The organism is Ideonella flava, assembly GCF_051857595.1.
In the GTDB taxonomy this organism is placed as follows: Bacteria; Pseudomonadota; Gammaproteobacteria; order Burkholderiales; family Burkholderiaceae_C; genus Ideonella.
This window is the reverse complement of sequence record NZ_JBPZHD010000005.1, coordinates 360748-386073: the sequence shown is the minus strand read 5'-3', so window position 1 is coordinate 386073 and position 25326 is coordinate 360748. Positions and strand designations below refer to the sequence as shown.

Below are 25326 nucleotides of genomic sequence, written 5' to 3'. Positions count from 1 at the left end.
ATGGGCGGGCGCAATTGTGTCTGGATGTGAATCGAATTCGCGAGCCGGCCGCCGCGATCACCACGATTTCTTCACGCCAGACGCCTCGGCACGCCACGCGGCCCTGGCCTCGGTAGCACGTCAGGCGCGCTTGAGCCGGATGTGGGCGACCAGGCCGCCGTCCTTCGCGTTGGCCAGCTCGAGATTGCCATCCATCCTCTGCAGGGATTTCTTGACGATCGCCAGGCCCAGGCCGGCGCCGGTCGCCGCCGTGCGGGCGGCGTCGCCGCGAAAGAACGGCGTGGTCAGGTGCTCGAGCTTTTCGGGCGCCACGCCCGGGCCGTAGTCGCGCACCGTGATGATCACGGACTCGCTGGTCTGTACATGCGTCACCTTGACCTTGGTGATGCCGGTCTCGATGCCGCGGCCATAGCGCCGGGCGTTCTCGAACAGGTTGGCAAAGACCCGGCCGAGTTCGGTGTCGTCGCCCTTGACCACCAGGCCCGGCGTGAGCTTGAGCGAGATGCGGATCTGCGAGGCGTCGCGAAAGGCCGCGGCCTCGCGCACGATGACCTGCGTCAGGTCGACCGGACCGGTGCGGGTCTCGTCGGGCCGGGCGTAGTCCATGAACTTGTCGATGATGGCGTCGAGCTGGTCGATGTCGGCCGCCATGTTGCGACGCGCTTCGTCATCGGCCACGCTGATCTCGGCCTCCAGGCGCAGGCGCGCCAGCGGAGTGCGCAGGTCATGGCTGATACCGGCCAGCATCACCGCGCGCTGCTCCTCGATCTTCGCAAGCTCGCGCGCCATGCGGTTGAAGCCGATGTTGACGGCGCGGATCTCGCTCGTCAGCGTCGACTCGTCGAGCCTGGAGTCGAACTCGCCTTCGCGGATGCGGCTGGCCGCAAAGCTCAGGTCCTGCAGCGGCCGGTTGATGGCGCGGGCGATGGCCACCGAGCCGATGACCGTGGCGGACAGGGCGATCGCCACCCAGACGAACCAGGTGCCGGGCGTGAGGGGCTGCAGGCGTGTCGCATCGGTCTGGATCCAGTACGGGTCCCGCTCGATGTTGAACCCGACCCAGAGCGCCGGCACGCCGTTGACCGTTCGCGCGACCAGCGTGCCTTCGCCGAGGCGGTTGCGCAGCTCGTTGCCGACCAGCCGAGTGAATCGGTCCGTCTCGAACGGCTCCCAACGGTCACCCGGTTCGCGCGGGGTGAGCTTGAGGGCTTCCTGGTCGCTCATGGTCTTGACCACGGCGATGCGGTTGATGCCGTCCGAGAAGCGCAGTGCCGCTCGGGACAGGTTCACCAGGCTCGCGACCTGCTGGGCGGCGAGCACGGCGCGCGGCTCGAACTCCAGCTGGCGCAAGGTCTGCACCCAGGCGAACACGCCTCCGACCAGCAGGATGCCGAGCAGGAAGAACGTGCGCCAGAAGAGGTTCAGCGCGAAGGGCGGGCGCGAGAAGGCCATCGAGGCGATGGCCTAGCTTATGGAGCGTCGCCAGGCACGAAGACGTAGCCCACACCCCACACGGTCTGGATGTAGCGCGGATTGGAAGGATCGGGCTCCAGCATCTTGCGCAGGCGCGAGATCTGCACGTCCAGGCTGCGGTCGAAGGGCTCGAACTCGCGACCCCGGGCCAGTTGGGCCAGCTTGTCTCGCGACAGCGGCTGGCGCGGGTGACGCACCAGAGCCTTCAGCATCGAGAACTCGCCGGTGGTGAGCGTGATCTGCTCGCCGTCCTTGGTCAGGCGGCGCAGCGACAGGTCGAACTCGAAGGGGCCGAAGGTGACGACCTGGGGATCCTTGGCCGGCGCGCCAGGGGCCTCCTGGGCCGGGCGGCGCCGCAGCACCGCATGGATGCGAGCCAGCAGCTCGCGCGGGTTGAAGGGCTTGGGCAGGTAGTCGTCGGCACCCACCTCCAGGCCGACGATGCGGTCCACGTCCTCCACCTTGGCCGTGAGCATGATGATCGGCGTGGCGTCGTTGGCGGCCCGCAGTCGGCGGCAGATCGACAGGCCGTCTTCGCCCGGCAGCATCAGGTCCAGCACGATCAGGTCGATGGTCTCTCGCGTCTGCAGCCGGTTCAGCGCCTTGGCGTCTTCGGCCAGCAATACCTCGAACCCTTCCTGGGTGAGGTAGCGCCGCAGCAGGTCTCGGATGCGGGCATCGTCGTCGACGACGACGATGCGGTCCGGGCGGGCGTTGGCGTTGGTGCTCATCTGGTTCTCCTTTGAGCCGCCAGGACGCCCTGCGCGTCGGCCCCTTAGAGGGCTTCGTCGACTGGGGACGCCCGGCGGCGGGCTGTTGGCGCTGCGGGCAGCGGCCAAATTTGTAACAGCGGCATTGTGCAGGCCGAAAAAGGTCGATCCCGTAGGACTGACCCTCTGTTACAAATGTTGCGCCACCTCCCATCCAGTCGCCAAAAGGGACCACAGAGGCCCTTCCGCGAAGTCGCCGATGGCCCTGGAGAACCGGGTTCGGCAGGCTACTGCGCGACCCACCCGCCGTCGACGTTGATGGCCGCACCGCGCAGGTTGGAGGCCGCGGGCGAGCACAGGAAGATCGTCAGGCCGGCCAGTTCTTCGGGGGTGGTGAACTGCAGCGAGGGCTGCTTCTCGGCCAGGAGCTGGCGCTTGGCTTCCTCGTTGCTGATGCCGCCCTGGGCTGCCCGGGCATCGACCTGCTTCTGCACCAGCGGCGTCAGCACCCAACCCGGGCAGATGGCATTGACGGTGATCGGCGTGGTGGCCGTCTCGAGTGCCACCGTCTTGGTCAGGCCGATGATGCCGTGCTTGGCGGCGACGTAGGCCGACTTCTGGGCGGAGGCCACCAGCCCGTGCACCGAGGCCACGTTGATGATGCGACCGTAGCCACGCGCCTTCATGCCCGGCAGGGCGACACGGATCGCGTGGAACGCCGAGCTCAGGTTGATCGCGATGATCGCGTCCCAGCGTTCGACTGGGAATTCCTCGACCGGCGCGACATGCTGGATGCCGGCGTTGTTGACCAGGATGTCGAGGGCCCCGAACTGTTCTTCACAGGCCTTCACCATGGCTTCGATCTCGGCCGGCTTGCTCATGTCGGCCCCGTGATAGCCGACCTTGGCGCCGCCGGTGGCCGCCTTGGCGACCTCGGCCTTCGCGGCCTCCACGTCACCGAAGCCGTTGAGCATGACGTTCGCGCCCTGGGCCGCCAGCGCCTGCGCGATGCCTAGGCCGATGCCGCTGGTGGATCCGGTGACGAGCGCGGTCTTTGCGTTGAGCATGTCGATTCTCCGAAGGGGTTGCTACAGTCGATTATCTGGATGGAGACCTTGCTGAAAGATGAATGCCACGCCTTTTCCTCGCTTGGGCAGCGTTCAATGCCTGGACTCGCGTGGCCTGCACCGCATGTCGTATGCCGAATGGGGCGACGAAGCGAACCCGAAGGTCCTCCTGTGTGCCCATGGCCTGGCGCGACAGGGACGTGACTTCGACACGCTGGCGCGCGAGCTGGCCGCAGAGTACCGCGTGGTCTGCCCCGACGTGGTGGGCCGTGGCCGGTCGGATTGGCTGGCCGATCCCATGGGCTACGGCATCCCGCAGTACGTGGGCGACATGGTCACGCTGCTCGCTCGCCTGCAGGCGAACGAGGTGCACTGGGTAGGCACTTCGATGGGAGGCCTGATCGGGCTCACGCTGGCGGGCATGAAGGATTCGCCGATCAGCCGGCTGGTGCTCAACGATGTGGGGCCGAAGATCGAGTATGAATCGCTGGTGCGCATCGGCCAGTACCTCGGCGCGCCAGCGCATTGGGCGACGCTTGAAGAGGCGGCCGACGCGCTGTGGGTTATTTCGCAAAGCTTCGGTCCCCACACGCGGGAGCAATGGCTGGCCTTGTCCGAGCCCCAGCTCAAGCGAGACGGCGACGGCTTCAAGCCCCATTACGACCCGTCCATCGCCGTTCCTTTCCGTGCCGTGACGCCCCAGGTGGCGGCCGCCGGCGAGTCGATAGCCTGGCAGACCTACGACCGGATCCGCTGCCCGACGCTGCTGCTGCGCGGCGCGCAATCGGATCTGCTGAGTCGCGAGACCGCGGATCAAATGGCCGCGCGCGGTCCCAGGGCCCTCGTGCATGAGTTCGCCGGCGTCGGCCACGCGCCCACGCTGGTGCAGCCGGATCAGGTGCAGGTCGTGCGGCAGTTCCTGCTCGGCCCATGAAGAGCCAACAAGCCACCCTTGACGAACCCTCAGCGCCCATCGTCGTCCTGGCGGACGACCTGAGTGCCACGCCGCTGCCGACGGTGGCCAGGCCGGCCACGCCGGCAGAGGGAAGCACCAATGCGCTGGAGCGTGCACGCGCCTTCGCCGAGCCGCTTTTGCGCGGTCGTGTGCTGGATACCGGGGAGGACGCTTTCGACCACGCGGAAGGTGTCGCGCACGTGCTGAAGGCCATCGGTGGAGCGCCGGCGCTGCAGGCGGCGGCCTACCTTGTCTATGCAGGCGACTTCCTCCAGCGGCCCGAGGAGGTGGTGGCCAAGGCCTTCGGCGAGTCCTATGCGAGTCTGGTGTCGCTCACGCGCAAGCTGGTGCAGATCCAGCGGGCAGCTCGCGAGGCCCAGGTGGAGCTGGAGTTCCAGGCGCGCCAGACGGAGCGCGTTCGCAAGATGCTGCTGGCCTTTTCGCGCGACCTGCGGGTCGTGCTCCTGCGGCTGGCTTCGCGGCTGCAGACCCTGCGCTGGTATGCGGCGGCCAAGCGGGCGTGCCCGGCGGCCCTGGCTGCTGAAACCCAGCAGGTGTTCGCGCCGCTGGCCAACCGGCTCGGCATCTGGCAGATCAAGTGGGAGCTGGAGGACCTGGCCTTCCGCTTCCTGCAACCGGAGGAATACCGCCGCATCGCCAACCTGCTGCATGAGAAGCGCGTCGAGCGCGAGGCCAGCATCGAGGCAGTGCGCCAGCAGATGGCCGAGGACTTGAACATGCATGGCGTGGCGGCACTGGTCTATGGAAGGCCCAAGCACCTCTACAGCATCTGGAAGAAGATGCAGGGCAAGCGGCTCGACTTCGACCGCGTGCTCGACGTGCGTGCCCTGCGCGTCATCGTCGCCGACATCCCTGCCTGCTATGCGGCCCTGAGCCGCGTTCACGAGCGCTACTCACCCGTCAGCGGCGAGTTCGACGACTACATCGCCAAACCCAAGCCGAATGGCTACCGATCGCTGCACACGGTGGTGCTGGGGGACGACGGCCGGCCGGTGGAAGTGCAGATCCGCACCCAGGCCATGCACGAGCATGCGGAGTACGGCGTCGCGGCGCACTGGGCCTACAAGGAGGCCGGCACCAAGGGCTATTCGGGTGTCAGTGCAGCTGGCGAGTTCGAGGAACGCATCGCCGAGGCGCGCAAGGCGGTGCTGCGTCAGCTGCTGGCGTGGGAGCGCGATTTCTCTGCCCAGGGCGCCGGCGCGGCCGCCGCCGAGGGCGTGGCCTTCGACGACCGCATCTACGTCTTCACGCCACAAGCCACGGTGATAGAGCTGACGGCCGGTGCCACGCCCATCGATTTCGCCTATGCCGTGCACACCGACCTCGGCCACCGCTGCCGAGGCGCCAAGGTCGATGGCGTGATGGTGCCGCTCCATACCCGCCTGGCCAACGGCCAGACGGTGGAGGTGATCGCGACCAAGGAGGGCGGACCTTCGCTCGATTGGTTGAACGCCGAGCTGGGCTACCTGCACAGCCCGCGCTCACGGGCCAAGGTGCGAGCCTGGTTCAACGCGCTCGCACAGCACGAGACCATCGCCCGCGGGCGGGAGTCGGTGGAAAGACTCCTGCAGCGCGAAGGCAAGACCGCCCTCAAGCTAGACGACCTGGCCGACAAGCTCGGCTTTCGCGACGCGCAGGCCCTGTTCGAGGTGGTGGGCAAGGACGAGTATTCGCTGCGCAACATCGAGACGCTGCTGCGCCCGCCGGAGGCGGCGCCCGAAAGCGACGAGATGCCCGCGCTGCGTCGCTCGAGGGCCGATACCACGGGCGCCAAGGGCGGGGTGCTGGTCGTGGGTGTCGAGTCGCTGCTGACCAATCTCGCGCGTTGCTGCCGCCCGGCGCCGCCCGATCCGATAGGCGGCTTCGTCACCCGAGGCAAGGGGGTGGCCATCCATCGCCGCGACTGCAGCAACTTCCGCCACATGGCCGAGCGGATGCCCGAACGCGTCATCGCGGTGGAGTGGGGCGCGACGCCGCAGGGCCGGGACGCAGCCTATCCGGTGGACGTGCAGATTGAGGCCAGCGATCGCCAGGGCCTGCTGCGCGACATCTCCGAAGTCTTCGCCAAGGAAAAGATGAACGTCACCGGCGTGCACACCCAATCCGTGCGCGACGCCGAAGGCAAGACTGCCTGGATGACCTTCACCGTCGAGGTCGCCGACGCATCGCGCCTGAAGCAGGTGATGACCCAGGTCGCACGCGTGGCGGGCGTCCGGCACGTACGACGGAAGTGACGCTTCAACTGAGGGTGCTCGAAATCCTGCTATAGTTCAAGGCTTCGCAGGCGCGTAGCTCAGTTGGTTAGAGCACCACCTTGACATGGTGGGGGTCGTTGGTTCGAATCCAATCGCGCCTACCAAAATACCCAACGCCGACAAGCACTTGACTTGTCGGCGTTGTCGTTTCAATCGGCCTGCCGGGCTCCGTTCGTGTCCCGCATGCAGTTCACGTCCCGACGGCTTTTCTGGCGATCTCCGTATCCCGGGTTCTGTCGCGAGCGCCTTGATGAGGTGCTCATGGAACGCTCGACCTCATAGCAGCCGCTTTAGATGGGCTGGCTGTGGCCGAACGGAGCCAATCTGGCAGCGAAGGTCAGTGCACGGCGGGCCCCAGCCAGCGCGCACTCAAAGCGCAGCAGGCGGTCGCTGCTAGCCCTGTCGACGAGGTGAGGGAGAAGCCCACCTCCTGAGGTCAAAGCAGTCGATCGATCTTGCACTTCAGGGCGGGGTGGCCTTGCACCCATCTGTCGAGACGCCCGGTGCTGCCGCAACTCCACGGGCCGCGGCACCTGGCGCCGCCCGGCCGACTTCGCGAGCCCGGATCGCGTCCGGGTCGTCACTGGTCAGCCAAACAGCTTGTTGGCAGTCTCCGCAACCAAGCGGCCTTGATGGCGGGCACCTTCCAGTTCAATGGCGCTGGGTTGGCGTTGGCCTTGTCCACCCGAAATCGTCGTCGCGCCGTACGGACTGCCGCCGACTACCTCATCCAGTGTCATCTGGCCTTGGTGGCTGTACGGCAGCCCTACGATGGTCATGCCGAAGTGCATCAGGTTGGTGATGATCGAGAACAGTGTCACCTCTTGGCCGCCGTGTTGGGTGGCGGTCGAGGTGAACGCTGCGCCAACCTTGCCATTGAGCGCCCCGCGGGCCCACAGGCCACCGGCCTGATCCAGGAAGGAGGCCATTTGCGCCGGCATGCGACCGAATCTCGTGGGTGCGCCAACGATGATGGCATCGTAGTTCGGCAGGTCGTCGATCGTGGCGACGGGAGCGGCCTGGTCGAGCTTGAAGTGGGCGGCCTTGGCGACTTCAGACGGCGCGGTCTCCGGCACGCGCTTGATGTCGACGCTGGCGCCCGCGCTTCGAGCGCCCTCGGCAATGGCGGTGGCCATGGTCTCGATGTGACCGTAGGACGAGTAGTAGAGGACGAGGACTTTGGACATGGCTGTGGCCTGGCGTTGGGGGAATTGATCGGATTGCGGTATCAGGACGTGGCGCGGCGTGCGTCCACGCTCCAGGCGCCGGCACCCCAGGCAGCCAGGGTCAGCAGGCCGCCGACCACGGCGATGTTCTTGTAGAAGAGAAGCTGCTGGACAAACTGCTGGTCGGCGGGGGCGCTCCAGTACGCGTGGAAGAAGACGGACGCGACCAAGGTGAAGAAGGCCAGCGCGAGCGCAGCGATGCGCGTGCCAGCCCCGGCAAGCAAGGCAATCCCGCCGGCGATCTCGAGCACGAGGGCCAGCGCCGCAGCGATGGTCGGCAACGGCAGGCCAACCGATGTGATGTAGCCCACGGCGCCTTGGAAGCCGGTGAGCTTGCTGATGCCGGCGGGCAGGAAAAGGGCCGCCAGCAGAAGGCGACCGGCAAGGGCGGCGGTGTTTTGGCCGTTTGACGGCAGAGAGGATGTGTTCACAAGAGGCTCCTACGGGTTGGTTGTCGGGGAGAATCTTCGGACACGTGCGGCCATACCATGTCTCATGGTTCCGCACCTGGCGTTCGATTTCGTCGAACCTCGTGAGATCACTGTTTGGAGTGCCATGCGCCGCCTCACGCTTGAAGGGATCGAACTCCTCGATGCGATCGCCCGTGCGGGCTCGTTCTCCGGCGCGGGTCTGCTGCTCAACAAGGTAACTTCGACCGTTTCCTACTCGGTGGCCAAGCTTGAGAGCGATCTGGAGGTCACTCTCTTCTTCCGACATGGGCCCAAAGTCGAGCTGACCCCTGCAGGCCGGGAACTGCTAGAGGAAGGTCGAGTACTGCTCCAGGCCGCGGATGACCTGGAGTGCCGCGTCAAGCGCGTGGCTGATGGTTGGGAGAACGAGATTCGAATTGCGGTCGATGCCCTGATCCCGCCGCTGATGTTCGGGTCGCTCTTCGAGCGATTCTGCGTGGACGCCCCGGCTACGCGGGTCAAGCTCATGAGCGAGGTCATGACCGGACCTTGGGAGGCTCTGCTCGACGGCAGGGCGGACGTCATCGTGGCGGTGGGGCAAGGGCCGTCAGGCGGAGGTTTTCGCTCGAAGAAGCTCACTGAACTCCAGTTCTGCTTCTGCGTGGCACCCAAGCATCCTCTGGCCGAATGGAAGGGGACATTGCCCAGCGAAGTGGTTCGCAAGCACCGCACGATCGTCGTCTCCGACACGGCCCGTCGCCTGCCGACGCGGACAGTCGGCCTGCTGAGAGGGCAGCAGGTTCTGGCCGTGCCCGACATGCGCACCAAGTACGCGCTGCAGGTTGCCGGCCTGGGGGTGGGCTTTCTGCCACGCTTGTTCGTGCGCTCCGCCTTGAAGAAGGGCCTGCTGGTCGAGAAGCAGGTCGAGGAGCCGAAGCCCGATGATCAGGTGCTGCTCGCCTGGCGAACTTCCGAGCAGGGCAAGGCTTTGAAGTGGTGGCGCGACACGCTTGGCGACACCGATCTTGTGCTTCAGTTCCTCAGCCGTGCTTCGCAGGCGTGGGTGGCAGAGTACTGACGATCAGCTGAGAGCAGGGGCCTGCTGCAGCCCATCTGCGAGGCGCTATGGGATGTTCGAACAATTCGATCATTCCGGGCGAAGACTTGAGAACCGAAGGGGAATCGGCAGGCGAAGAATCACTCCTGTAGCGGGGGTTTCGCGAGTGAGAAACCCGCTCAATACGGGAATCCTCCCGCGTTCGAAAACCTCGCATATCGGAGTGAATGATGACCTCGATCTTTCGCAAGTTCGCAACGGCCCTTTTTGCAGTGGGTGTGCTGTCCGCCGCTCATGCGCAGCAGGCTCCTGGTGACGCCAAGAAGCTGCTGTCGCCGCAGAACTCGGCCGTGATCATGATCGATCACCAGTCGCAGATGGGCTTCGCGGTGCAGAGCATCGACCGTACGCTGCTGACCAACAACTCGGTGGCGCTGGCCAAGACTGCCAAGGCCTTCAACGTGCCCACCATCCTGACCACGGTGGCGGAGAAGAGCTTCTCAGGCCCGCTGTTCGCCGGCGTCAAGGCGGTGTTCCCGGACGCGAAGGTCATCGATCGCACGACGATGAACTCGTGGGAAGACAAGAACTTCCGCGAAGCGGTCATGAAGACCGGCAAGAAGAAGCTGGTGATGGCGGCGCTGTGGACCGAGGTCTGCCTGACGATGCCCGCACTCGCGGCGCTGGAAGAGGGCTACGAGGTCTACATCGTCACGGATGCCTCGGGCGGCGTGACCAAGGAAGCCCACGACATGGCCGTCACCCGCATGGTTCAAGCCGGCGCCGTGCCGATCACCTGGATGCAGTTGCTGCTCGAGTACCAGCGTGACTGGGCCCGCCAGAGCACCTACGACGCCACGGTGAAGATCGCGCTCGAGCACGGTGGTGCCTACGGCGTGGGCCTCGAATACGCCAAGGCCATGCTGGGCGCCGATGCCGGCGAAGGCAAGGGCGCCAAGAAGTAATCCGCTGACCGGAGCGGCGACTCGCCGTGCTCACGCACGATGGGTCGCCGCCCAGATCCGGCGGCTCAATCCATTTCCGATTCACTTGAAGGAACCGACCATGCTGACACTGAGACGATCAGAAGACCGCGGCCACGCCGACCACGGCTGGCTGCAGTCGGCACACAGCTTCTCCTTTGCCGAGTACTTCGATCCGGCCCATCAGGGCTGGGGCAACCTGCTCGTGATCAACGAGGACCGTGTAGCGCCTGGCGGCGGGTTCGGGACCCACGGCCACCGCGACATGGAGATCATCAGCTACGTGCTCGATGGGGAACTGGCCCACCGGGACAGCATGGGCAATGTCAAAGGCATTCCGCCGGGCGATGTGCAGCGGATGTCCGCCGGCACCGGTGTGCGCCACAGCGAGTTCAACCATGCTCCTGATCGCACGACGCACTTCCTCCAGATCTGGATCCATCCCAGCCAGCGCGGCATCGCTCCGAGCTACGAGCAGAAGACCGTTCCGACCGAATCGAAGCGCGGGCGCCTGTCGCTGATTGCGTCACCGGCCGGCGGCGGCCATGCCGTCAAGATCCACGCGGATGCTTCGCTGTATGCCGGCTTGTTCGATGGCGAGGAGGCGGCGAAGATCCCGCTGAACCCTGAACGGAAGGCCTATGTCCACCTGGTGCGGGGCAAGCTGTCCGTGAATGGTCAAGCGCTGGGAGCGGGCGACGCGCTGAAGATCGAGGGCGAATCGCAACTGAACCTGCAGGGCGGCCACGACGCCGAAGTGCTGGTTTTTGACCTCGCCCCTTGACCGGACAGGCATCACCTGAGGAGAGCAACGATGGACGCCGTTCGTACCCCTGATCCCGCCGAACTGCAGCAACTGATCAATGAGTCGGTGAGTCCGATCCTTCTGCAGTTCTCGGCGGCGTGGTGCGGCCCATGCAGGAGCATGGCCCCACACCTGGAGGCCTTCGCGCAAAGCAGGAGTGGCCAACTGCCAGTCGTGAAGATGGACATCGACGACCACCCCGAAGTCGCCGCCAGGTTCATGGTGCGTGCCGTTCCGACCAGCATCCTGCTGAGCAACGGTCGCGTGCTGGGTGTGCACAGCGGTGCCTTGTCGGGGGGGCAGTTGGCTCGATTCATCGACGGCGCGGTCGCGGCGCAGGGGCAATGAACGTGGCGAACGACGACGTGCCGTCGGGCAACACCTGGACCCGACAGATCGACCCGGACGGCGCGTTCGCGCGCCAGCCGACGGGCTTTCATGCGGAGATCGGTCATGAGCCTGACGCAGCGCACCCTGCAGAGCCAGGGCGTTACCACCTCTACGTGTCCCTTGCGTGCCCGTGGGCCCATCGAACCTTGATCGTGCGTGCCCTCAAGGGCCTGGAGCAAGTGGTCAGCGTCGACGTTGTACATCCCCACCTGACGGCTCATGGCTGGTCCTTCGATGCCGACTTCCGAGGCGCCACCGGCGACACAGTGGGCAAGAGGGCGCTGCTGCGAGAGGCTTATGTCGCCGCCGACCCATTGTTCAACGGCGTCGTCACAGTGCCGGTGCTGTGGGACAAGCGGCTCGGGACCATCGTGAACAACGAGTCAGCCGAGATCGTCCGCATGCTCAATGGCCGCTTTCAGCCTTGGGCACGCCACCCCGAGGTGGACCTGTACCCAGCCCGACTGCGCTCGGCCATCGACGAAGTCAATGCGTGGGTCTATGCGGACATCAACAATGGCGTCTACCGCAGCGGGTTCGCGCGCAGTCAAAAGGCGCACGACTCCGCTATCGAGAGACTCTTTGCCGCCCTTGATCGCGTTGAATCAATCCTCGCCCGCCAGGAGTTCCTCTGCGGTGACGTGCTGACCGAGGCAGACGTGCGGCTGTTCGTCACCTTGATCCGCTTCGACACCGTCTATCACACGCACTTCAAGTGCAATCGCAGGACAGTTCTCCAGTCGCCGGTACTGGTGAGGTACATGGCTGGCATCTATCGGCTGCCGGGTGTAGCGGCCACTGTGGATCTCGATCACGTGCGGCATCACTACTACGGCTCGCACAAGCACATCAATCCGTCCGGGTTGATTCCCCAAGGCCCGGACGTCTTGGCCGCCTTGACCGCGGCGCCTGGGCCACAGCCCATCCCGTGACGGAAAGACGATCCATGACCATCGAAGCTCGACTCAATCGCGCACAAGGCGCTCTCACCACGCTCAGCAATGGGCCAGGTGTCGATCAGCACCCAGCTGAGCAGAAGTTGAGACCGCCCTGAACGAACCGCTTCGCCTGCATGGCCGGATCGCCGACCTCGCGGCAGGCCTCCGCGTCCGGCGTGTGCTGCTCGCCCTCGAACTCAGAGCCGTCGGAGCCTTCGTGTTCTTCGACGAATTGGGCCCCGCGACGATCGCGCCTGAGGGGGCGGCGGTTTCCGGCGATTCCCGGCGAAACCGACCGAGTGGAGGGGCCGGCCTGGCGCGACTGAGCGACGGTGCGCGAACTGCCATGCGCAACACCTGTATCAGCCCCATTGGAACGAGCAAAGTGAACCCCAAAGTCCTGAGCCTGGCGTTCAGCGTGTTCTCCCTGTTCGCCGGCCCATCGAGCGCCCAGTCCGTGGATCGCGTGCCGCCTCCGTCTGCGCAGCTTTGCGTGAATTGCCACACCCAGACCTCCGAGCAGCAGGCAACCGCAGACGCGCAAATCATCCCGCTGCTGGGTGCCCAGCAGCCCAGGTATCTGGAGAACGCCATCCTGGCCTACGCGCGCCGCCAACGGGATCACTTCTTCATGCGGGGGGTGGCCGCTGGTCTCAGCGCCGACGAGCGCGCCGAGGTGGTGCGCTACTTCGCGTCGGCGCCTCCGGCCACGCCGCGAACCAATGCCACTGTTTCCATGCCGTCGTCGGCCGCTCAATGTGTCGCGTGTCATGGCGACTCGTCGAGACCGCCTGCGGCGGAGGACATCCCTCGCCTGGCTGGGCAGCACCACCCGTACCTCAAGGCAGCATTCCTCGGCTACGCCAGCGGCACACGCCGGCACGCGGTGATGCAGTCGGTCGCGGCGAAAGCTCAAGGCGAGCCGACGATTGCAGCGGACGATCTGGAGGCCGTTGTGCGCTGGTTCTCCAGCCTGCCTTCCGGCGTGTCCGGTCACTAGTGGCCTGTAACGTTGAAATGGCAGTGGAGGGTTTGCGGTGCTGCCGAGGGCGGCTGGCGACGCCCACATTCCAATGCTCGGTGAAAGCTGTCGGCGAAAGTCCGAAGCGCGATGCGCCTGCCGCAGAATTCGGGTACCTATGGACCGCTTTACCGTCATTGAGGCGTTCGTGCGCGTGGCCGAGACACGCAGTTTCGCCGAGGCTGCCCGGCAGATGCGCATCAGCCGCTCGGCCGTCACCGAGCGGGTGCAGCAACTGGAAGCATTTGTCGGGGCGCCACTCTTCGTTCGCAACACTCGAAGCGTGCGCCTGTCCGAACTCGGTCAGACGTTTCTCCACGAATGTTCCGAACTTGTCGGCCGTACCGATGAAGTTGTGAACCAGATGCGTGAGGTGACCACCTCGCCTGCGGGGCGGCTGCGTGTTCACGCCCTTCCAGGCTTCGTGCTCGGGCATCTCGCCACTCTGCTGCAGGAGTTCCAGGCGCGGTATCCGCAGATCGTGCTCGATATCGTCGTCAACGACGCCGCGGTGGATCCCGTGAAGGAGGGATTCGACTGCGCACTGCAGATCTTCCCGCCGCGATCCGAGGAACTCGTCTCGCGCAAGCTCTTCCCTGTGCGACGGGTGTTCTGCGCGTCCCCCACGTACCTTCGCCGGCACGGAGTTCCTCGCGCACCAGACGACCTGCTGCGACACCGGCTGGGTTGGTACTCGGGCTACCCGACGCGAGAGCGTGTGGTCTTCCATCCGCCTGAGGGCGCTCCGGTCTCACTGGACCTCAAGCCGACACTGCTGACCAACAGCGTGCACCTGCTGCGCGAGTACGCGCTCGAGCACGCGGGCATCGTCTGTCTTCCCACGTTGGTGGCGTCATCAGCGGTCGCCGCCGGCGATCTGGTGCTGGTGTTGCCGAAACATCAGCTGAGCTCGTTCTGGCTCAGCGTGTTCTATCCCCAGGCTGCTCGCAGTTCACTGAAGCTCAAGCTTTTCCTGGAAAGCCTGGTGCGAAGCTTCGCCGGTACACCGCCCTGGGATGCTGCGCTATTGAGCACCGGCCTGCTCCCCGAAAAGGTCGTGGAATAGAGGGGAAACCCTCGCAATTGTTCGGTGATTCCGAACAATCAGGTCCCGGCTGTGGATCTACCGCCTACACGAGTGCGTGCCTAGACTCCTTTCATTCGCCAAGTCCGGCGAACGATGCCCGCCCAAGGAGACACGCATGAGCACGGTTGCCTACGAGACCAAGTTCGGGTCGCTGGACCGCTTCGAGAAAGGCCAGGTCCAGGCCATCGACGACAACGTCCGCCACTACGCTTTCAGCAACTGCTTCGAGATCGCCTCGAAGTCCAAGCCGTACGAGCGCGTCGTGTTCGGGCAGAACCAGATCTATGTCCTGGAGTGCGCGCGAGCCGAGGGCACGTCGCCTTGGTACACCTGTGCCCACGACGAATTCGCCCTCGTGATGGACGGCGAAGTCGAGATCCACCTCGTGCAACTGGCCGGCGAGCAGATCGTTCCGGATGTGGAGCACGACGGTGCGGTGCTGGTGAAGGGTGAGCCCAAGGGCAAGAAGATGGGCTGGATGAACCTGCGCCGTGGGCACCAGGGCATGTTGCCGAAGAACTCGGCCTACCAGTTCCGCAGCGCCAAGCCCGGTGTCGTGGTCATCCAGACCTGCAAGGGCGACGTGTCCGTCGAGCGCTGGGCAGAGATCTGCCAGACCGCCTGAGCCATCCCATCCTCCTGACTTCGAGAGCTTCCACCATGAACGCACCCGCCGACCTCGCCAAGGTGATCGCATCTCAGCCCGATGCGACGCTGGGCTACAAGACCTTCACGCTGGGCAGTTTCAAGTTCCGCCGCGACGAATACTTCGCCCATATCGAGTGGACGACCCGCGACGACCGCCCGCTCAGCCACACGATGGACGCCGGCAACTACCTGCGCGCGCTGATGCGCGACGTGGCCTGGGGCTTCTTCTACGGCTGGGTCAACTTCGACCACGTCATCGGCACCGTGAACCACTACAAGACGGTCGATTTCTTCGCCGGCAGCTACAACGCGACGATGAAGGAAGCCGGTGTCGACCGCCTCGAGAACTTCCCGACCGAGCAGATCGGCGAGACCTTCAAGGCCATGCTCGACGACTGGACCAACGAAGGCTTCGACCCCTTCGCCGCGCCCCAGGAAACCGGGTCGCCCTACGGCCGCAAGCGTGGCAACAACGTCGCCGCGATCACGCGGGCGCGCGAACTGGCGACGCGCTGCGTCGGCCTGAAGGGCGACCTCGACCTGCGCACCGACGCACGCGGCGCGCCGATCAACCGCGCCTTCGCCGACGTGCCGCAGGACCAGCCCGAACTGCATCCCGAGCCCGGCTTCGAGAACGAGGTGCACGCGTTCAACCTGTTCGCCTTCCTCAGCCGCAGCCAGGTCACCTGGAACCCGAGCTTCACCAGTGTCGTCAAGCACAGCTACATGTGCCCGACGACCGAGGAGCACATCCTGCCGATCGTGCACGGCAACGACCGCGTCGAATGGTTCTTCCAGATGTGCGACGAGATCCACTGGGACTGCGCGCACAAGGAAAGCGGCAAGCCGCTCGCCCGCGTGATCATGAAGGCGGGTGACATGGCCGCCATGCCGGCCTACTGCCGCCACCAGGGCTACAGCCCGAAGCGCAGCATGCTGCTGGTCTGGGAGAACGGCAGCCCGAACCTGGTCTACGAGATCCAGAAGGGTGAGGCGCCCGAGGTTCCCGTCCAGTTCTGAATCCCCGCGGCGGCGCTTGCCGCCGCTGTTCCCTTGCGCTGCACGCGTGCACCGGCACCCCGGTCGCATGCCGGGCAGCGCTCACCCTGACGTTTTGGAGCAATCCATGAATCTCGCGGACATTCAGGCAGCGGCGGGGCTGCGTACGCCCATCCGCCACCAGCTCTTCATCGACGGCCAGTTCGTCGACGCCCTTTCCGGCGAGACCCTCCCGACGCTGAACCCGCACGACAACACGCCCATTGCCAACGTCGCGATGGCGGGCCACGCCGATGTCGATCTCGCGGTACAGGCGGCTCAGCGTGCCTTCCCCGCCTGGAGTCGCACGGCAGCGGCGGACCGTGGCCGCATCCTGCTGAAGCTGGCCGATCTGATTGAAGCGAATGCCGAAGAGCTGGCCCGCCTGGAGTCCCTCGATACCGGTCACCCCATCAAGGACAGCCGCGCGCTCGACGTGCCCCGAACGGCCGCGTGCTACCGCTACTTCGGCGGCATGGCCGACAAGTTCCAGGGCGAAACCATTCCCGTCGAAGCCGGCTTCCTGAACTACACGCTGCGGGAACCGCTGGGCGTGGTGGGCCAGGTGGTGCCGTGGAACTTCCCGCTGATGTTCACGAGCTGGAAGATGGCGCCCGCGCTCGCCGCCGGCAACACCATCGTCATGAAGCCGGCCGAGATCACGCCGCTCACCAGCCTGAAGATCGCCGAACTCATGGCCGAGGCCGGCATGCCCAAGGGCGTCGTGAACATCCTGCCGGGTCTCGGCCACGTGGCGGGGCAGTACATCGCCGAGCATCCCGGCATCGCCAAGGTGGCCTTCACCGGCAGTACCGCCACCGGCAAGCGCATCGTGCAGGCCAGCGCCGGCAACTTGAAGAAGGTGCAACTGGAACTCGGCGGCAAGGGCCCGAACATCGTCTTCGACGATGCGAATCTCGTGGCTGCCGTCAACGGCAGCGCGTGGGCGATCTTCCACAACCAGGGTCAGGCCTGCATCGCCGGCAGCCGCCTGATGCTGCATGAACGCATCTCCGACGAGTTCCTCGAGAAGTTCACGACACTGGCGCGCAGCATCCGTCTGGGAAATCCGCTCGACGCGGCGACCGAGATGGGCCCGCTGACGAGCGCACAGCATCGCGACCGAGTGCTGGCCTATGCCGGCGTGGCGCGCGAGGAAGGCGGCGAGATCCTCTCCGGCGGCAAGGCGCCGAGCGATGCCGCTCTGGCCCGCGGCTGCTACGTCGAACCCACGATCGTCCAGGCGAAGACCTGGCGAGATCGGGTGGCGCAGGAGGAGGTCTTCGGCCCCTTCGTGACGGTGCTCACTTTCAAGGACGATGCCCAGGCCCTCGAGATCGCCAACGGTACCGACTACGGACTCGGGTCCGGTCTGTGGACGAGCAACCTGCAGCGAGCCCACAAGCTCGCGCGTGACATGCACGCCGGCATGGTGTGGATCAACTCGTACAAGCGCGTGAACCCCGGCTCGCCGTTCGGCGGCGTGGGCCAAAGCGGCTACGGGCGCGAGATGGGATTCGACGCCATGCGCGAGTACACGCAGGTCAAGAGCGTGTGGGTGAACGTCGATGCGCAGATCCCGCCTTGGTACCCGCGCTGAGGGTGGGACTACGAAGTGGCGACGCCTCGTCACCGAACGAGAACTCTCGCTGGAGTGATGTGATGGCACCGTTCGTCTACCAAGCAACGCCTTCACGAGTGGTGTTCGGTCCGGGCTCCCTGGAGCAACTGGGCGAAGAGATCGAGCGTCTCGGCGCGCGCCGGGCGCTGGTCTTGTCGACACCGGAACAAGCCGAATCCGCGGAGCGGGTGGCGAGCCTTCTCGGAGGGCGTGCCGCCGGCATCTTCGCCAAGGCGGTCATGCATGTGCCGATCGAAACCGCGCGCGCAGCGCGTGAAGAGGCAGCGCGCCTGGGCGCCGATTGCGCGGTGGCCATCGGTGGTGGCTCGACCACCGGTCTTGGCAAGGCCATCGCACTTGAGAGCGCTTTGCCCATTCTTGCCATTCCGACCACCTACGCAGGCAGCGAGATGACGCCCGTCTGGGGCATCACCGAGGCGGGTGTCAAGAAGACGGGGCGTGACGCCCGGGTGCTGCCAAGAACGGTGATCTACGACCCGCAACTCACGCTCACGCTGCCGTACGCGATGACCGTCACGAGTGCGCTGAACGCCATTGCCCACGCCGCGGAGGGCATCTATGCCCACGACGGCAATCCCGTCGTCGCGCTGATGGCCGAGGAGGGCATTCGCGCCAGTGCGGCAGCCCTGCGGCCCCTCAATGCAGATCCGCGCGACCTGTCTGCGCGCAGCGATGCCTTGTATGGCGCCTGGCTGTGCGGGACGGTCCTGGGCAGCGTGGCCATGGGGCTGCACCACAAGCTGTGTCACACGCTGGGTGGCAGCTTCAACCTGCCGCATGCCGAGGTCCACACGGTCATCCTGCCGCATGCGCTCGCCTACAACGCCAGTGCCGCGTCGGAGGCCATGGCCCGGGTGGCCCGGGCGCTTGGCGGCGTCAACGCCGCCCGCGCGGTGTTCGATCTGGCCAAGTCGCACGGTGCACCCACTTCTCTCCAGTCGATCGGAATGCCCGCCGACGGGCTTGATCGCGCAGCGGATCTTGCCGCCAGCACACCGTACCCCAATCCGCGCCCATTGGAGCGGGGCGCGCTCCGCGCGCTGCTTCAGCGTGCCTACGACGGCGTACCCCCCGACGCCTGAACCGCGTTACTGCCCACAACGACCAAGGAGACTTTCATGAGCTTGAGCCGTCGCACGTTCGTACAGAGCACCGCCGCCATTGCAGCGACTGCTGCCATCCCGCGTGCTTTCGCCGCCGACACTCTGAAGATTGGCTACGTGTCGCCTCAGACCGGCCCGCTGGCGCCTTTCGGCGAGGCCGACAAGTGGGTGATCGACCAGATGAAGGCGGCCTTCAAGGACGGCCTCACCGTGGGCGGCAAGAAGTACGACGTGCAGATCCTCTTGAAGGACAGCCAGTCGAACCCCAATCGCGCAGGCGAGGTGGCCAACGACCTGATCCTGAAGGACAAGGTCGCCCTGGTGCTGACGGCAGGCACCCCGGAAACGGCCAACCCCGTGAGCGACGCCTGCGAGCTCAACGAAGTGCCGTGCATCAGCTCCGTCGTCCCCTGGCAGCCGTGGTTCTTCGGCCGCAAGGGCGATCCGGCCAAGGGCTTTGCGTACACCTACCACCTGTTCTGGGGCCTGGAAGACGTCATCGGCAACTTCACGAACGGGTGGAAGAGCGTTTCGACGAACAAGAAGGTGGGCGGCCTGTTCCCCAACGATGGTGACGGTAATGCCTGGGGTGACAAGGAACTCGGCTTCCCGAAGCCGCTGGCCGGCATGGGCTACTCGCTGACGGACCCTGGCCGCTTCCAGAACGGGACGCAGGACTTCAGCGCGCAGATCGCGGCCTTCAAGCGCGACGGCGTCGAGATCGTCACCGGTGTCGTCATCCCGCCAGACGCGAAGACCTTCCTGACCCAGGCGCGCCAGCAGGGCTTCAAGCCCAAGGTGGTCACGCTGGGCAAGGCGCTCCTGTTCCCGGGGGCCATCGAGGCGCTGGGCGACCTCGGCCACGGCCTGACGACCGAAGTGTGGTGGAGCCCGTCCCACCCGTTCACCTCGTCGTTGACCAAGCAGAGTGCCAAGGCCCTGGCGGAGGCCTACGAGACCGGTGCCAAGAAGCAGTGGACGCAGCCGATCGGCTTCGCCCATGCCCTGTTCGAAGTCGCCGCCGACGCGCTCAAGCGCGCGAAATCGCTGAAGGCGGGTGATGTGCGAGATGCCGTGGCCGCCACCACCATCAGCACCGTGGTCGGCCCCGTGAAGTGGGGCGGCGCCGGCCCGATGAAGAACGTCAGCAAGACGCCGCTGGTGCTGGGTCAGTGGGTCAAGGGCACGAAGAACAAGGTGGACCTCGTGATCGTCAACAACGAGGCTGCGCCGAACATCCCCACCGGCGGCACCCTCAAGCTGATCTGAGCAACCGGAAGACCGTCATGCCACTGCTCGTGCTGCACGACGTCAGCAAGTCATACGGCGCCTTGAAGGTGACCGACAAGATCTCGCTGGCGGTCAACGAGGGTGAAACGCTGGGCATTCTGGGACCCAACGGCGCCGGAAAGACAACGCTGTTCAACCTGATTTCCGGGGACGTTCGGGCCGACCAGGGGCGGGTTGAGTATGGGGGCCGCGATGTCACCACGCTCAAACCTCACCAGCGATGTCACTCGGGCATCGGGCGCAGCTACCAGGTGCCGCAGCCGTTCGGCAACATGACGGTGTTCGAGAACCTCGTGACTGCTGCCTGCTTTGGCGCGCAGGAGTCCGAGCGCGAGGCCTGGGCAACCGCCCACGAGGTGCTGCAGCAGACCGGCTTGCTTGCCCAGGCCAATCGTCCGGCCGGAGGCCTGACCCTGCTCAACCGCAAACGGCTCGAACTGGCTCGCGCGCTGGCAACCCGCCCGAAGCTGCTGCTGCTTGACGAGATCGCGGGCGGGCTGACCGAGCACGAGGCCAATGAACTGGTCGATGAACTACGGCGCATCAAGGCCCGAGGGGTGACGATGATCTGGATCGAGCACGTGGTTCACGCGCTCTTTTCGATCGCCGACCGCCTGTTCGTCATCAACTTCGGCCAACAGCTGGCCGAAGGCGAGCCACGCGCAGTGATGAACGACCCGCAGGTGCGTCGCGTCTACATGGGGATGGAGGCATGAGCATCGTCACGACTCACGGCCTCCAGGCCTTCTATGGCGATGCGCAGGCCCTCTTCGGCATCGACTTCCGGCTGGATGAAGGCGAACTGGTCGCGGTGATCGGCGCCAACGGCGCCGGCAAGAGCACCTTCCTGAAAAGCCTGACGGGTCTGGTGAAAGTCCCGGGCGACGCAGTTCGCTTCGACGGCCGTCCGATCGGAGGAATGCCGCCTGGCCAGATCGTCAAGCTGGGGTTGGCCATGGTCCCGGAGGGCAGGCGTCTCTTTCCTTCGCTGAGCGTGGAAGAAAACCTGCTCATGGGCGCATTTGCCGGTCGCAAGGGGCCCTGGACGCTCGAACGCCTCTACAGGATGTTTCCGATCCTGGAGCAGAAGAAGCGCAATCCGGGGACGGCGTTGTCGGGCGGCCAACAGCAGATGGTCGCCATCGGCCGTGCACTGATGGGCAACCCGCGCGTCCTCCTGTGCGACGAACTGAGCCTGGGCCTGGCGCCGATCGTGATCAAGGAGATCTACGACGCGATGCCGACCATCACGGGTGAGGGCATGAGCGTGATCATCGTCGAGCAGGATGTGATGGTGGCGCAGCGTGTGTCCCGGCGCATCTACTGCTTCCAGGAAGGACGGGTGTCGCTCGAAGGGGCGAGCAACGCCCTGTCGCGCGAACAGATCTCGCAGGCCTACTTCGGGCTGGAAGCGCCTGCGGCCGAAGGGGCACACGCATGATCGAGATCATTGTGCAAGGTCTGCTCCTCGGCGGGCTCTACTGTCTCTTTGCACTGGGCTTGTCGCTGATGTTCGGCGTGATGCGCCTGACCAACACGGCGCAGGGCGACTTCATCATCCTGACGGCCTTCGGCGCCATCGCTGCGACGTCGGCACTTGCCTGGTCGCCGTTCAGCGTGACCCTGCTGATGCTGCCGCTGTCCTTCGCGTTTGGCTACGCCGTGCAGCGTTGGGTGCTGAATGGCACGCTGGGCAAGGACCCTCTGCCGTCGCTCGTGGTGACCTTCGGCCTCTCGATCGTCATCCAGAACGCACTGCTGGAGATGTTCTCTGCCGATCCTCGATCGCTGGATTCCGGCGGGCTCAACCTGCAGAGCCTGCAACTCGGCGAGAGCCTGTCCATCGGCACGCTGCCCTTGTTGATCTTTGCCGTGGCCGTTGCGTCCACGCTGGGACTTCAGCAGTTGTTCCAGCGAACCTCTCTGGGTCGCGCTTTCCGGGCTGTGTCCGATGATCGGGAGATCGCCGAGCTGATGGGCCTCGACTCGCGCAAGGTCTACGCGCTGGCGACGGGCATTGCCTTCCTTGTCATCGCGATGGCCGGTCTGTTCCAGGCGCTGAGAACCACGGTGTCGCCGGCCGACGGCCCCTTGCTTCTGCTGTTTGCCTTCGAGGCCGTGATCATCGGTGGGATGGGCTCGTTCTGGGGCACCTTCGTCGGTGCCATGGTGCTGGGCCTGACTCAGCAGATCGGCTTCCGCATCGACCCCGGCTGGGGCATCTGGTTCGGTCACCTGATGTTCCTCGCGGTCCTGCTGGTCCGTCCGCAGGGTTTGTTTCCGAAGACGCGAGGTTGAGATGCAGACCAAGAGCATGAGCCCTGACGTGGTTCGTTCGACCGCGACGAGCCACGCGGCGCTGGTGGTGAGCGGTGCACTGGTGGTGGTCGCTGCCAGCATGCCGTTCTGGGCGGAATCGAGCTGGATGCGTGAGTTCGTCGAGATCGCCTGCTACTTCATCTTCGCGATGATGTGGAACCTGCTGGCCGGTTATGGCGGCATGGTCAGCATCGGACAGCAGGCCTTCTTCGGCTTCGGCGGCTATGTGATGCTCATCCTGGGCAATTTCGTCGGCCTGAACCCGTTCCTTGCCATACCGCTGGCCGCACTCGCCACGGGCTTGGTGGCCGTGCCGGTCTCTCGAGTGGCCTTCCGCTTGCAGGGTGGCTACTTTGCGATCGGGACCTGGGTCATCTCCGAGGTCTTCCGCCTCAGCTTTGCCAATGCCACGTTCGTGGGCGGTGGATCAGGCACCAGCCTCACCGCACTTCGGGGCATCGACAAGGCCACTCGTGAAAGCGTGACCTTCTGGACGGCGCTGGTGTGTGTCGTCGCGTCCGTCGCACTGGTGTACCTGTTCCTTCGCAGCAAGCAGGGGCTTGCGCTCCTCGCCATCCGCGACAACGAGGTGGCGGCCGAAACCCAAGGCATCCCGGTGCAGCGCATGAAGCTCGCGGTCTACGTCGTGGCGGCGCTGGGCGCGGGTCTCGCGGGAGCGCTGTACTTCGTCGGCAACCTGCGCATCAGTCCGGATGCCGCCTTCAGTGTCAACTGGACGGCGTTTGCGATCTTCATGGTCGTGATCGGTGGCATCGGCCGCATCGAGGGCCCGATCGTCGGCGCGCTGATCTTCTGGGCCTTGAACAAGCTGTTCAGCGACTACGGCACCTGGTACCTGCTGGGTCTGGGGCTGCTCGCCATCGTGGTGACGATCTTCTTCAAGCAAGGACTCTGGGGCTGGGCTCAGCAGCGGTGGGGCTGGACGCTGTTTCCCACGTCGCGGCACCTCAAGGTAACCCCGTGATGGAAATTGTCCATGTCGTCAGCTGGCGCCTCAACGGCACGTCGGCCACGGAGCGACGTCGGCAGGCCGACACCATCGTTGCCGCCGTCGAGGTGACCCGAGGGCTGGTGCCCGGCCTGGCGTCCCTCGACGTCGGACGCAATGTCATCGATGCCAGCGATGCCTGGGACGTCGGAGCCGTGATGGTCTTCCAAAGCCGTGCGGCTCTGGATGCCTATCAGACGCATCCTGCGCATCTGGCTCTCAAGGCCGTCGTCGCGCCGCTTCGCAGTGCCCGCAGCCAGTTGGATTTCGAACGCGCCAGTCCGGTGATCGGCACCCAGGCGCCAGGAGGTGAAACATGAGTGCAGCCGGTTCAGACACGCTGGTCCAACAGGTCGTCGAACGCTTCGGAGACACCCCTGACCCGCGCCTGCGCGAGATCCTGGGGTCGCTGGTGCGCCACCTGCATGGCTTCATCCGCGAGACTCGCTTGACCGAGCAGGAGTGGATCAAGGGCATCGCGTTCCTGACGGCCGTGGGCCAGAAGTGCGACGACCGGCGGCAGGAGTTCATTCTGCTCAGCGATGTGCTCGGCGCCTCGATGCAAGTGGTGGCGGTGCAGAGCGAACGGCCGACGGGATGCACCGAGTCCACGGTGTTCGGCCCCTTCCACGTCGAAGGTGCACCGCAGGTGCCGAACGGCGGTGACGTTGCCAGTGGGGCGCACGGCACCCCGTGCCTCGTGCGCGGCACGGTTTGCGCGGCAAACGGTCAGGAAGTGGCTGGCGCCACCGTCGATGTTTGGCAGTCGGACGACGACGGGCTGTATGACGTCCAGCGGCCGGAGTTGCAGCGTGCGCAGGGCCGCGGCGTGCTGACGACCGACGCGCATGGCGCCTTCTGGTTCCGCTCCGTGGTGCCGGTGCCCTATCCGATTCCGACGGACGGGCCGGTCGGTGATTTGCTGCGAACGACCCGCCGTTCACCCTGGCGCCCGGCGCACCTGCACTTCCGCATTCAGGCACCGGGCTACGAGACCCTGATCACGCACGTCTTCCGCACCGGCGATCCGCACCTGGCCTCCGATCCCGTCTTCGGCGTTCGTCCATCGCTGGTGGCGGACTGGCCGGCGACCGGCGAAGGTCAGCACGAACTGCAGTTCGACTTCGTGCTCCATCGCACCTCCTGAAAATCATTCCACCTGCACCACCATGATCGACAAGATTGCTTCTTCCGTGGCCGATGCCCTGGCTGGAACGGCTGACGGGGCCACCATCCTGATCGGGGGGTTCGGCACGGCCGGGATCCCGAACGAGCTGATCGATGGGCTCATCGATCAGGGCGCTCGCGAACTCACCGTCGTGAACAACAACGCCGGAAACGGCGATGCGGGCCTTGCTCGCCTGTTGAAGACGGGCCGGGTGCGCAAGATCGTCTGCAGCTTCCCGCGGCAGGCCGACTCGCATGTGTTCGACGGCCTCTTCCGCGCCGGGAGCATCGAGCTTGAACTCGTGCCGCAGGGCAACCTCGCGGAGCGCCTTCGCGCGGCGGGTGCCGGCATTGGTGCCTTCTTCACGCCCACCGGCTTCGGGACCGAGTTGGCTGCCGGCAAGGAAACGAGACAGATCAATGGCCGATCCTACGTACTCGAAATGCCGATCCACGGCGATCTGGCGTTGATCAAGGCCGAGACGGGTGACCGATGGGGCAATCTCGTCTACCGGAAGGCGGCGCGCAACTTCGGGCCCGTGATGGCCACGGCGGCGCGGCGGACCGTGGCCACAGTGCATGAGATTGTCGAGTTGGGTGCGCTGGATCCGGAGGCGATCGTGACGCCGGGCATCCATGTGACTCATGTGGTCCGCGTTGACCGCGTTGCAACGCAAGCCGGCGGCTTCAAGCAGGCCGCCTGAAAGGAACC

The 25326-nt window shown here is 65.5% G+C and carries 26 protein-coding genes and 1 tRNA gene; 22 read left to right on the top strand and 5 right to left on the bottom strand.

Features of this window, described 5'->3' with window-relative positions; translation table 11 throughout:
- Positions 1-120: 120 nt before the first annotated feature.
- The 3 genes from ACS5PM_RS13335 to ACS5PM_RS13325 form a co-directional block, all read right to left on the bottom strand.
- Entirely contained in the window at positions 121-1452 is a 1332-nt protein-coding gene (locus ACS5PM_RS13335) for a sensor histidine kinase family protein (RefSeq protein WP_439388113.1), read from the bottom strand.
- 17 nt (positions 1453-1469) lie between these two features.
- The gene (gene ompR / locus ACS5PM_RS13330) at positions 1470-2204 is read right to left on the bottom strand and encodes an osmolarity response regulator transcription factor OmpR (RefSeq protein WP_439388112.1); all 735 of its coding nucleotides are present in this window, start codon (positions 2202-2204) and stop codon (positions 1470-1472) included.
- Between the two features lie 266 nt (positions 2205-2470).
- Entirely contained in the window at positions 2471-3250 is a 780-nt protein-coding gene (locus ACS5PM_RS13325) for a 3-hydroxybutyrate dehydrogenase (RefSeq protein ID WP_439388111.1), read from the bottom strand.
- Between the two features lie 58 nt (positions 3251-3308).
- Between ACS5PM_RS13325 and ACS5PM_RS13320 the strand changes: the two genes are divergently transcribed.
- From ACS5PM_RS13320 to ACS5PM_RS13310, 3 genes are all read left to right on the top strand, one after another.
- Positions 3309-4184 carry an alpha/beta fold hydrolase gene (locus ACS5PM_RS13320; RefSeq protein WP_439388110.1) on the top strand — a complete coding sequence of 292 codons (876 nt, stop codon included), beginning with the start codon at positions 3309-3311 and terminating at the stop codon, positions 4182-4184.
- On the top strand, positions 4181-6460 hold the full coding sequence (locus ACS5PM_RS13315) for a RelA/SpoT family protein (protein ID WP_439388109.1): 2280 nt from the start codon (positions 4181-4183) through the stop codon (positions 6458-6460). The genes ACS5PM_RS13320 and ACS5PM_RS13315 overlap by 4 nt, the downstream gene beginning before the upstream one ends.
- 48 nt (positions 6461-6508) lie before the next feature.
- Positions 6509-6585, top strand: a tRNA-Val gene (locus tag ACS5PM_RS13310).
- 483 nt (positions 6586-7068) lie between these two features.
- Here the strand turns inward: ACS5PM_RS13310 and wrbA are convergent.
- Both wrbA and ACS5PM_RS13300 read right to left on the bottom strand, forming a co-directional pair.
- The gene (gene wrbA / locus ACS5PM_RS13305) at positions 7069-7668 is read right to left on the bottom strand and encodes an NAD(P)H:quinone oxidoreductase (RefSeq protein ID WP_439388108.1); all 600 of its coding nucleotides are present in this window, start codon (positions 7666-7668) and stop codon (positions 7069-7071) included.
- A gap of 41 nt (positions 7669-7709) precedes the next feature.
- Complete coding sequence (locus ACS5PM_RS13300; protein WP_439388107.1) at positions 7710-8138, bottom strand: DoxX family protein; 429 nt, start codon at positions 8136-8138, stop codon at positions 7710-7712.
- A 64-nt stretch (positions 8139-8202) separates the two neighbouring features.
- Here ACS5PM_RS13300 and ACS5PM_RS13295 point away from each other — a divergent pair, with 64 nt between their 5' ends.
- From ACS5PM_RS13295 to ACS5PM_RS13205, 19 genes are all read left to right on the top strand, one after another.
- Entirely contained in the window at positions 8203-9195 is a 993-nt protein-coding gene (locus ACS5PM_RS13295; RefSeq protein WP_439388106.1) for a LysR substrate-binding domain-containing protein, read from the top strand.
- Positions 9196-9530: 335 nt separating this feature from the next.
- The gene (locus ACS5PM_RS13290; protein WP_439388216.1) at positions 9531-10139 is read left to right on the top strand and encodes a hydrolase; all 609 of its coding nucleotides are present in this window, start codon (positions 9531-9533) and stop codon (positions 10137-10139) included.
- Positions 10140-10239: 100 nt separating this feature from the next.
- Positions 10240-10941 carry a pirin family protein gene (locus tag ACS5PM_RS13285; RefSeq protein WP_439388215.1) on the top strand — a complete coding sequence of 234 codons (702 nt, stop codon included), beginning with the start codon at positions 10240-10242 and terminating at the stop codon, positions 10939-10941.
- A 30-nt stretch (positions 10942-10971) separates the two neighbouring features.
- The gene (locus ACS5PM_RS13280) at positions 10972-11310 is read left to right on the top strand and encodes a thioredoxin family protein (protein WP_439388105.1); all 339 of its coding nucleotides are present in this window, start codon (positions 10972-10974) and stop codon (positions 11308-11310) included.
- Positions 11307-12284, top strand: a complete 978-nt coding sequence (locus ACS5PM_RS13275) for a glutathione S-transferase family protein (RefSeq protein ID WP_439388104.1) — start codon at positions 11307-11309, stop codon at positions 12282-12284. Before ACS5PM_RS13280 ends, ACS5PM_RS13275 begins: the two co-directional genes overlap by 4 nt.
- A gap of 223 nt (positions 12285-12507) precedes the next feature.
- Positions 12508-13290, top strand: a complete 783-nt coding sequence (locus ACS5PM_RS13270) for a c-type cytochrome (RefSeq protein ID WP_439388103.1) — start codon at positions 12508-12510, stop codon at positions 13288-13290.
- 139 nt (positions 13291-13429) lie between these two features.
- A complete protein-coding gene (locus ACS5PM_RS13265) occupies positions 13430-14377 on the top strand; it encodes a LysR family transcriptional regulator (RefSeq protein WP_439388102.1) in 948 nt (315 codons plus the stop codon).
- A 136-nt stretch (positions 14378-14513) separates the two neighbouring features.
- Positions 14514-15023 (top strand): cupin domain-containing protein, encoded by a 510-nt coding sequence (locus ACS5PM_RS13260; protein ID WP_439388101.1) that lies wholly within the window; start codon positions 14514-14516, stop codon positions 15021-15023.
- A gap of 35 nt (positions 15024-15058) precedes the next feature.
- The gene (locus ACS5PM_RS13255) at positions 15059-16066 is read left to right on the top strand and encodes a hydroxyquinol 1,2-dioxygenase (RefSeq protein ID WP_439388100.1); all 1008 of its coding nucleotides are present in this window, start codon (positions 15059-15061) and stop codon (positions 16064-16066) included.
- A 151-nt stretch (positions 16067-16217) separates the two neighbouring features.
- Positions 16218-17684, top strand: coding sequence for an aldehyde dehydrogenase family protein (locus ACS5PM_RS13250; RefSeq protein ID WP_439388214.1), 1467 nt, complete (start codon positions 16218-16220; stop codon positions 17682-17684).
- A gap of 62 nt (positions 17685-17746) precedes the next feature.
- Positions 17747-18808, top strand: coding sequence for a maleylacetate reductase (locus ACS5PM_RS13245; protein ID WP_439388099.1), 1062 nt, complete (start codon positions 17747-17749; stop codon positions 18806-18808).
- Between the two features lie 36 nt (positions 18809-18844).
- Positions 18845-20098, top strand: a complete 1254-nt coding sequence (locus ACS5PM_RS13240) for an ABC transporter substrate-binding protein (RefSeq protein ID WP_439388098.1) — start codon at positions 18845-18847, stop codon at positions 20096-20098.
- 17 nt (positions 20099-20115) lie between these two features.
- A complete protein-coding gene (locus tag ACS5PM_RS13235; protein WP_439388097.1) occupies positions 20116-20835 on the top strand; it encodes an ABC transporter ATP-binding protein in 720 nt (239 codons plus the stop codon).
- Positions 20832-21560, top strand: coding sequence for an ABC transporter ATP-binding protein (locus ACS5PM_RS13230; RefSeq protein WP_439388096.1), 729 nt, complete (start codon positions 20832-20834; stop codon positions 21558-21560). Before ACS5PM_RS13235 ends, ACS5PM_RS13230 begins: the two co-directional genes overlap by 4 nt.
- On the top strand, positions 21557-22417 hold the full coding sequence (locus ACS5PM_RS13225) for a branched-chain amino acid ABC transporter permease (RefSeq protein ID WP_439388095.1): 861 nt from the start codon (positions 21557-21559) through the stop codon (positions 22415-22417). The genes ACS5PM_RS13230 and ACS5PM_RS13225 overlap by 4 nt, the downstream gene beginning before the upstream one ends.
- A gap of 1 nt (position 22418) precedes the next feature.
- Positions 22419-23423 (top strand): branched-chain amino acid ABC transporter permease, encoded by a 1005-nt coding sequence (locus ACS5PM_RS13220; RefSeq protein WP_439388094.1) that lies wholly within the window; start codon positions 22419-22421, stop codon positions 23421-23423.
- Positions 23423-23767, top strand: coding sequence for a Dabb family protein (locus ACS5PM_RS13215; RefSeq protein ID WP_439388213.1), 345 nt, complete (start codon positions 23423-23425; stop codon positions 23765-23767). Before ACS5PM_RS13220 ends, ACS5PM_RS13215 begins: the two co-directional genes overlap by 1 nt.
- Positions 23764-24594, top strand: a complete 831-nt coding sequence (locus ACS5PM_RS13210; protein WP_439388093.1) for an intradiol ring-cleavage dioxygenase — start codon at positions 23764-23766, stop codon at positions 24592-24594. The genes ACS5PM_RS13215 and ACS5PM_RS13210 overlap by 4 nt, the downstream gene beginning before the upstream one ends.
- A gap of 22 nt (positions 24595-24616) precedes the next feature.
- On the top strand, positions 24617-25318 hold the full coding sequence (locus ACS5PM_RS13205; protein WP_439388092.1) for a 3-oxoacid CoA-transferase subunit A: 702 nt from the start codon (positions 24617-24619) through the stop codon (positions 25316-25318).
- The last annotated feature ends 8 nt before the right edge of the window (positions 25319-25326 follow it).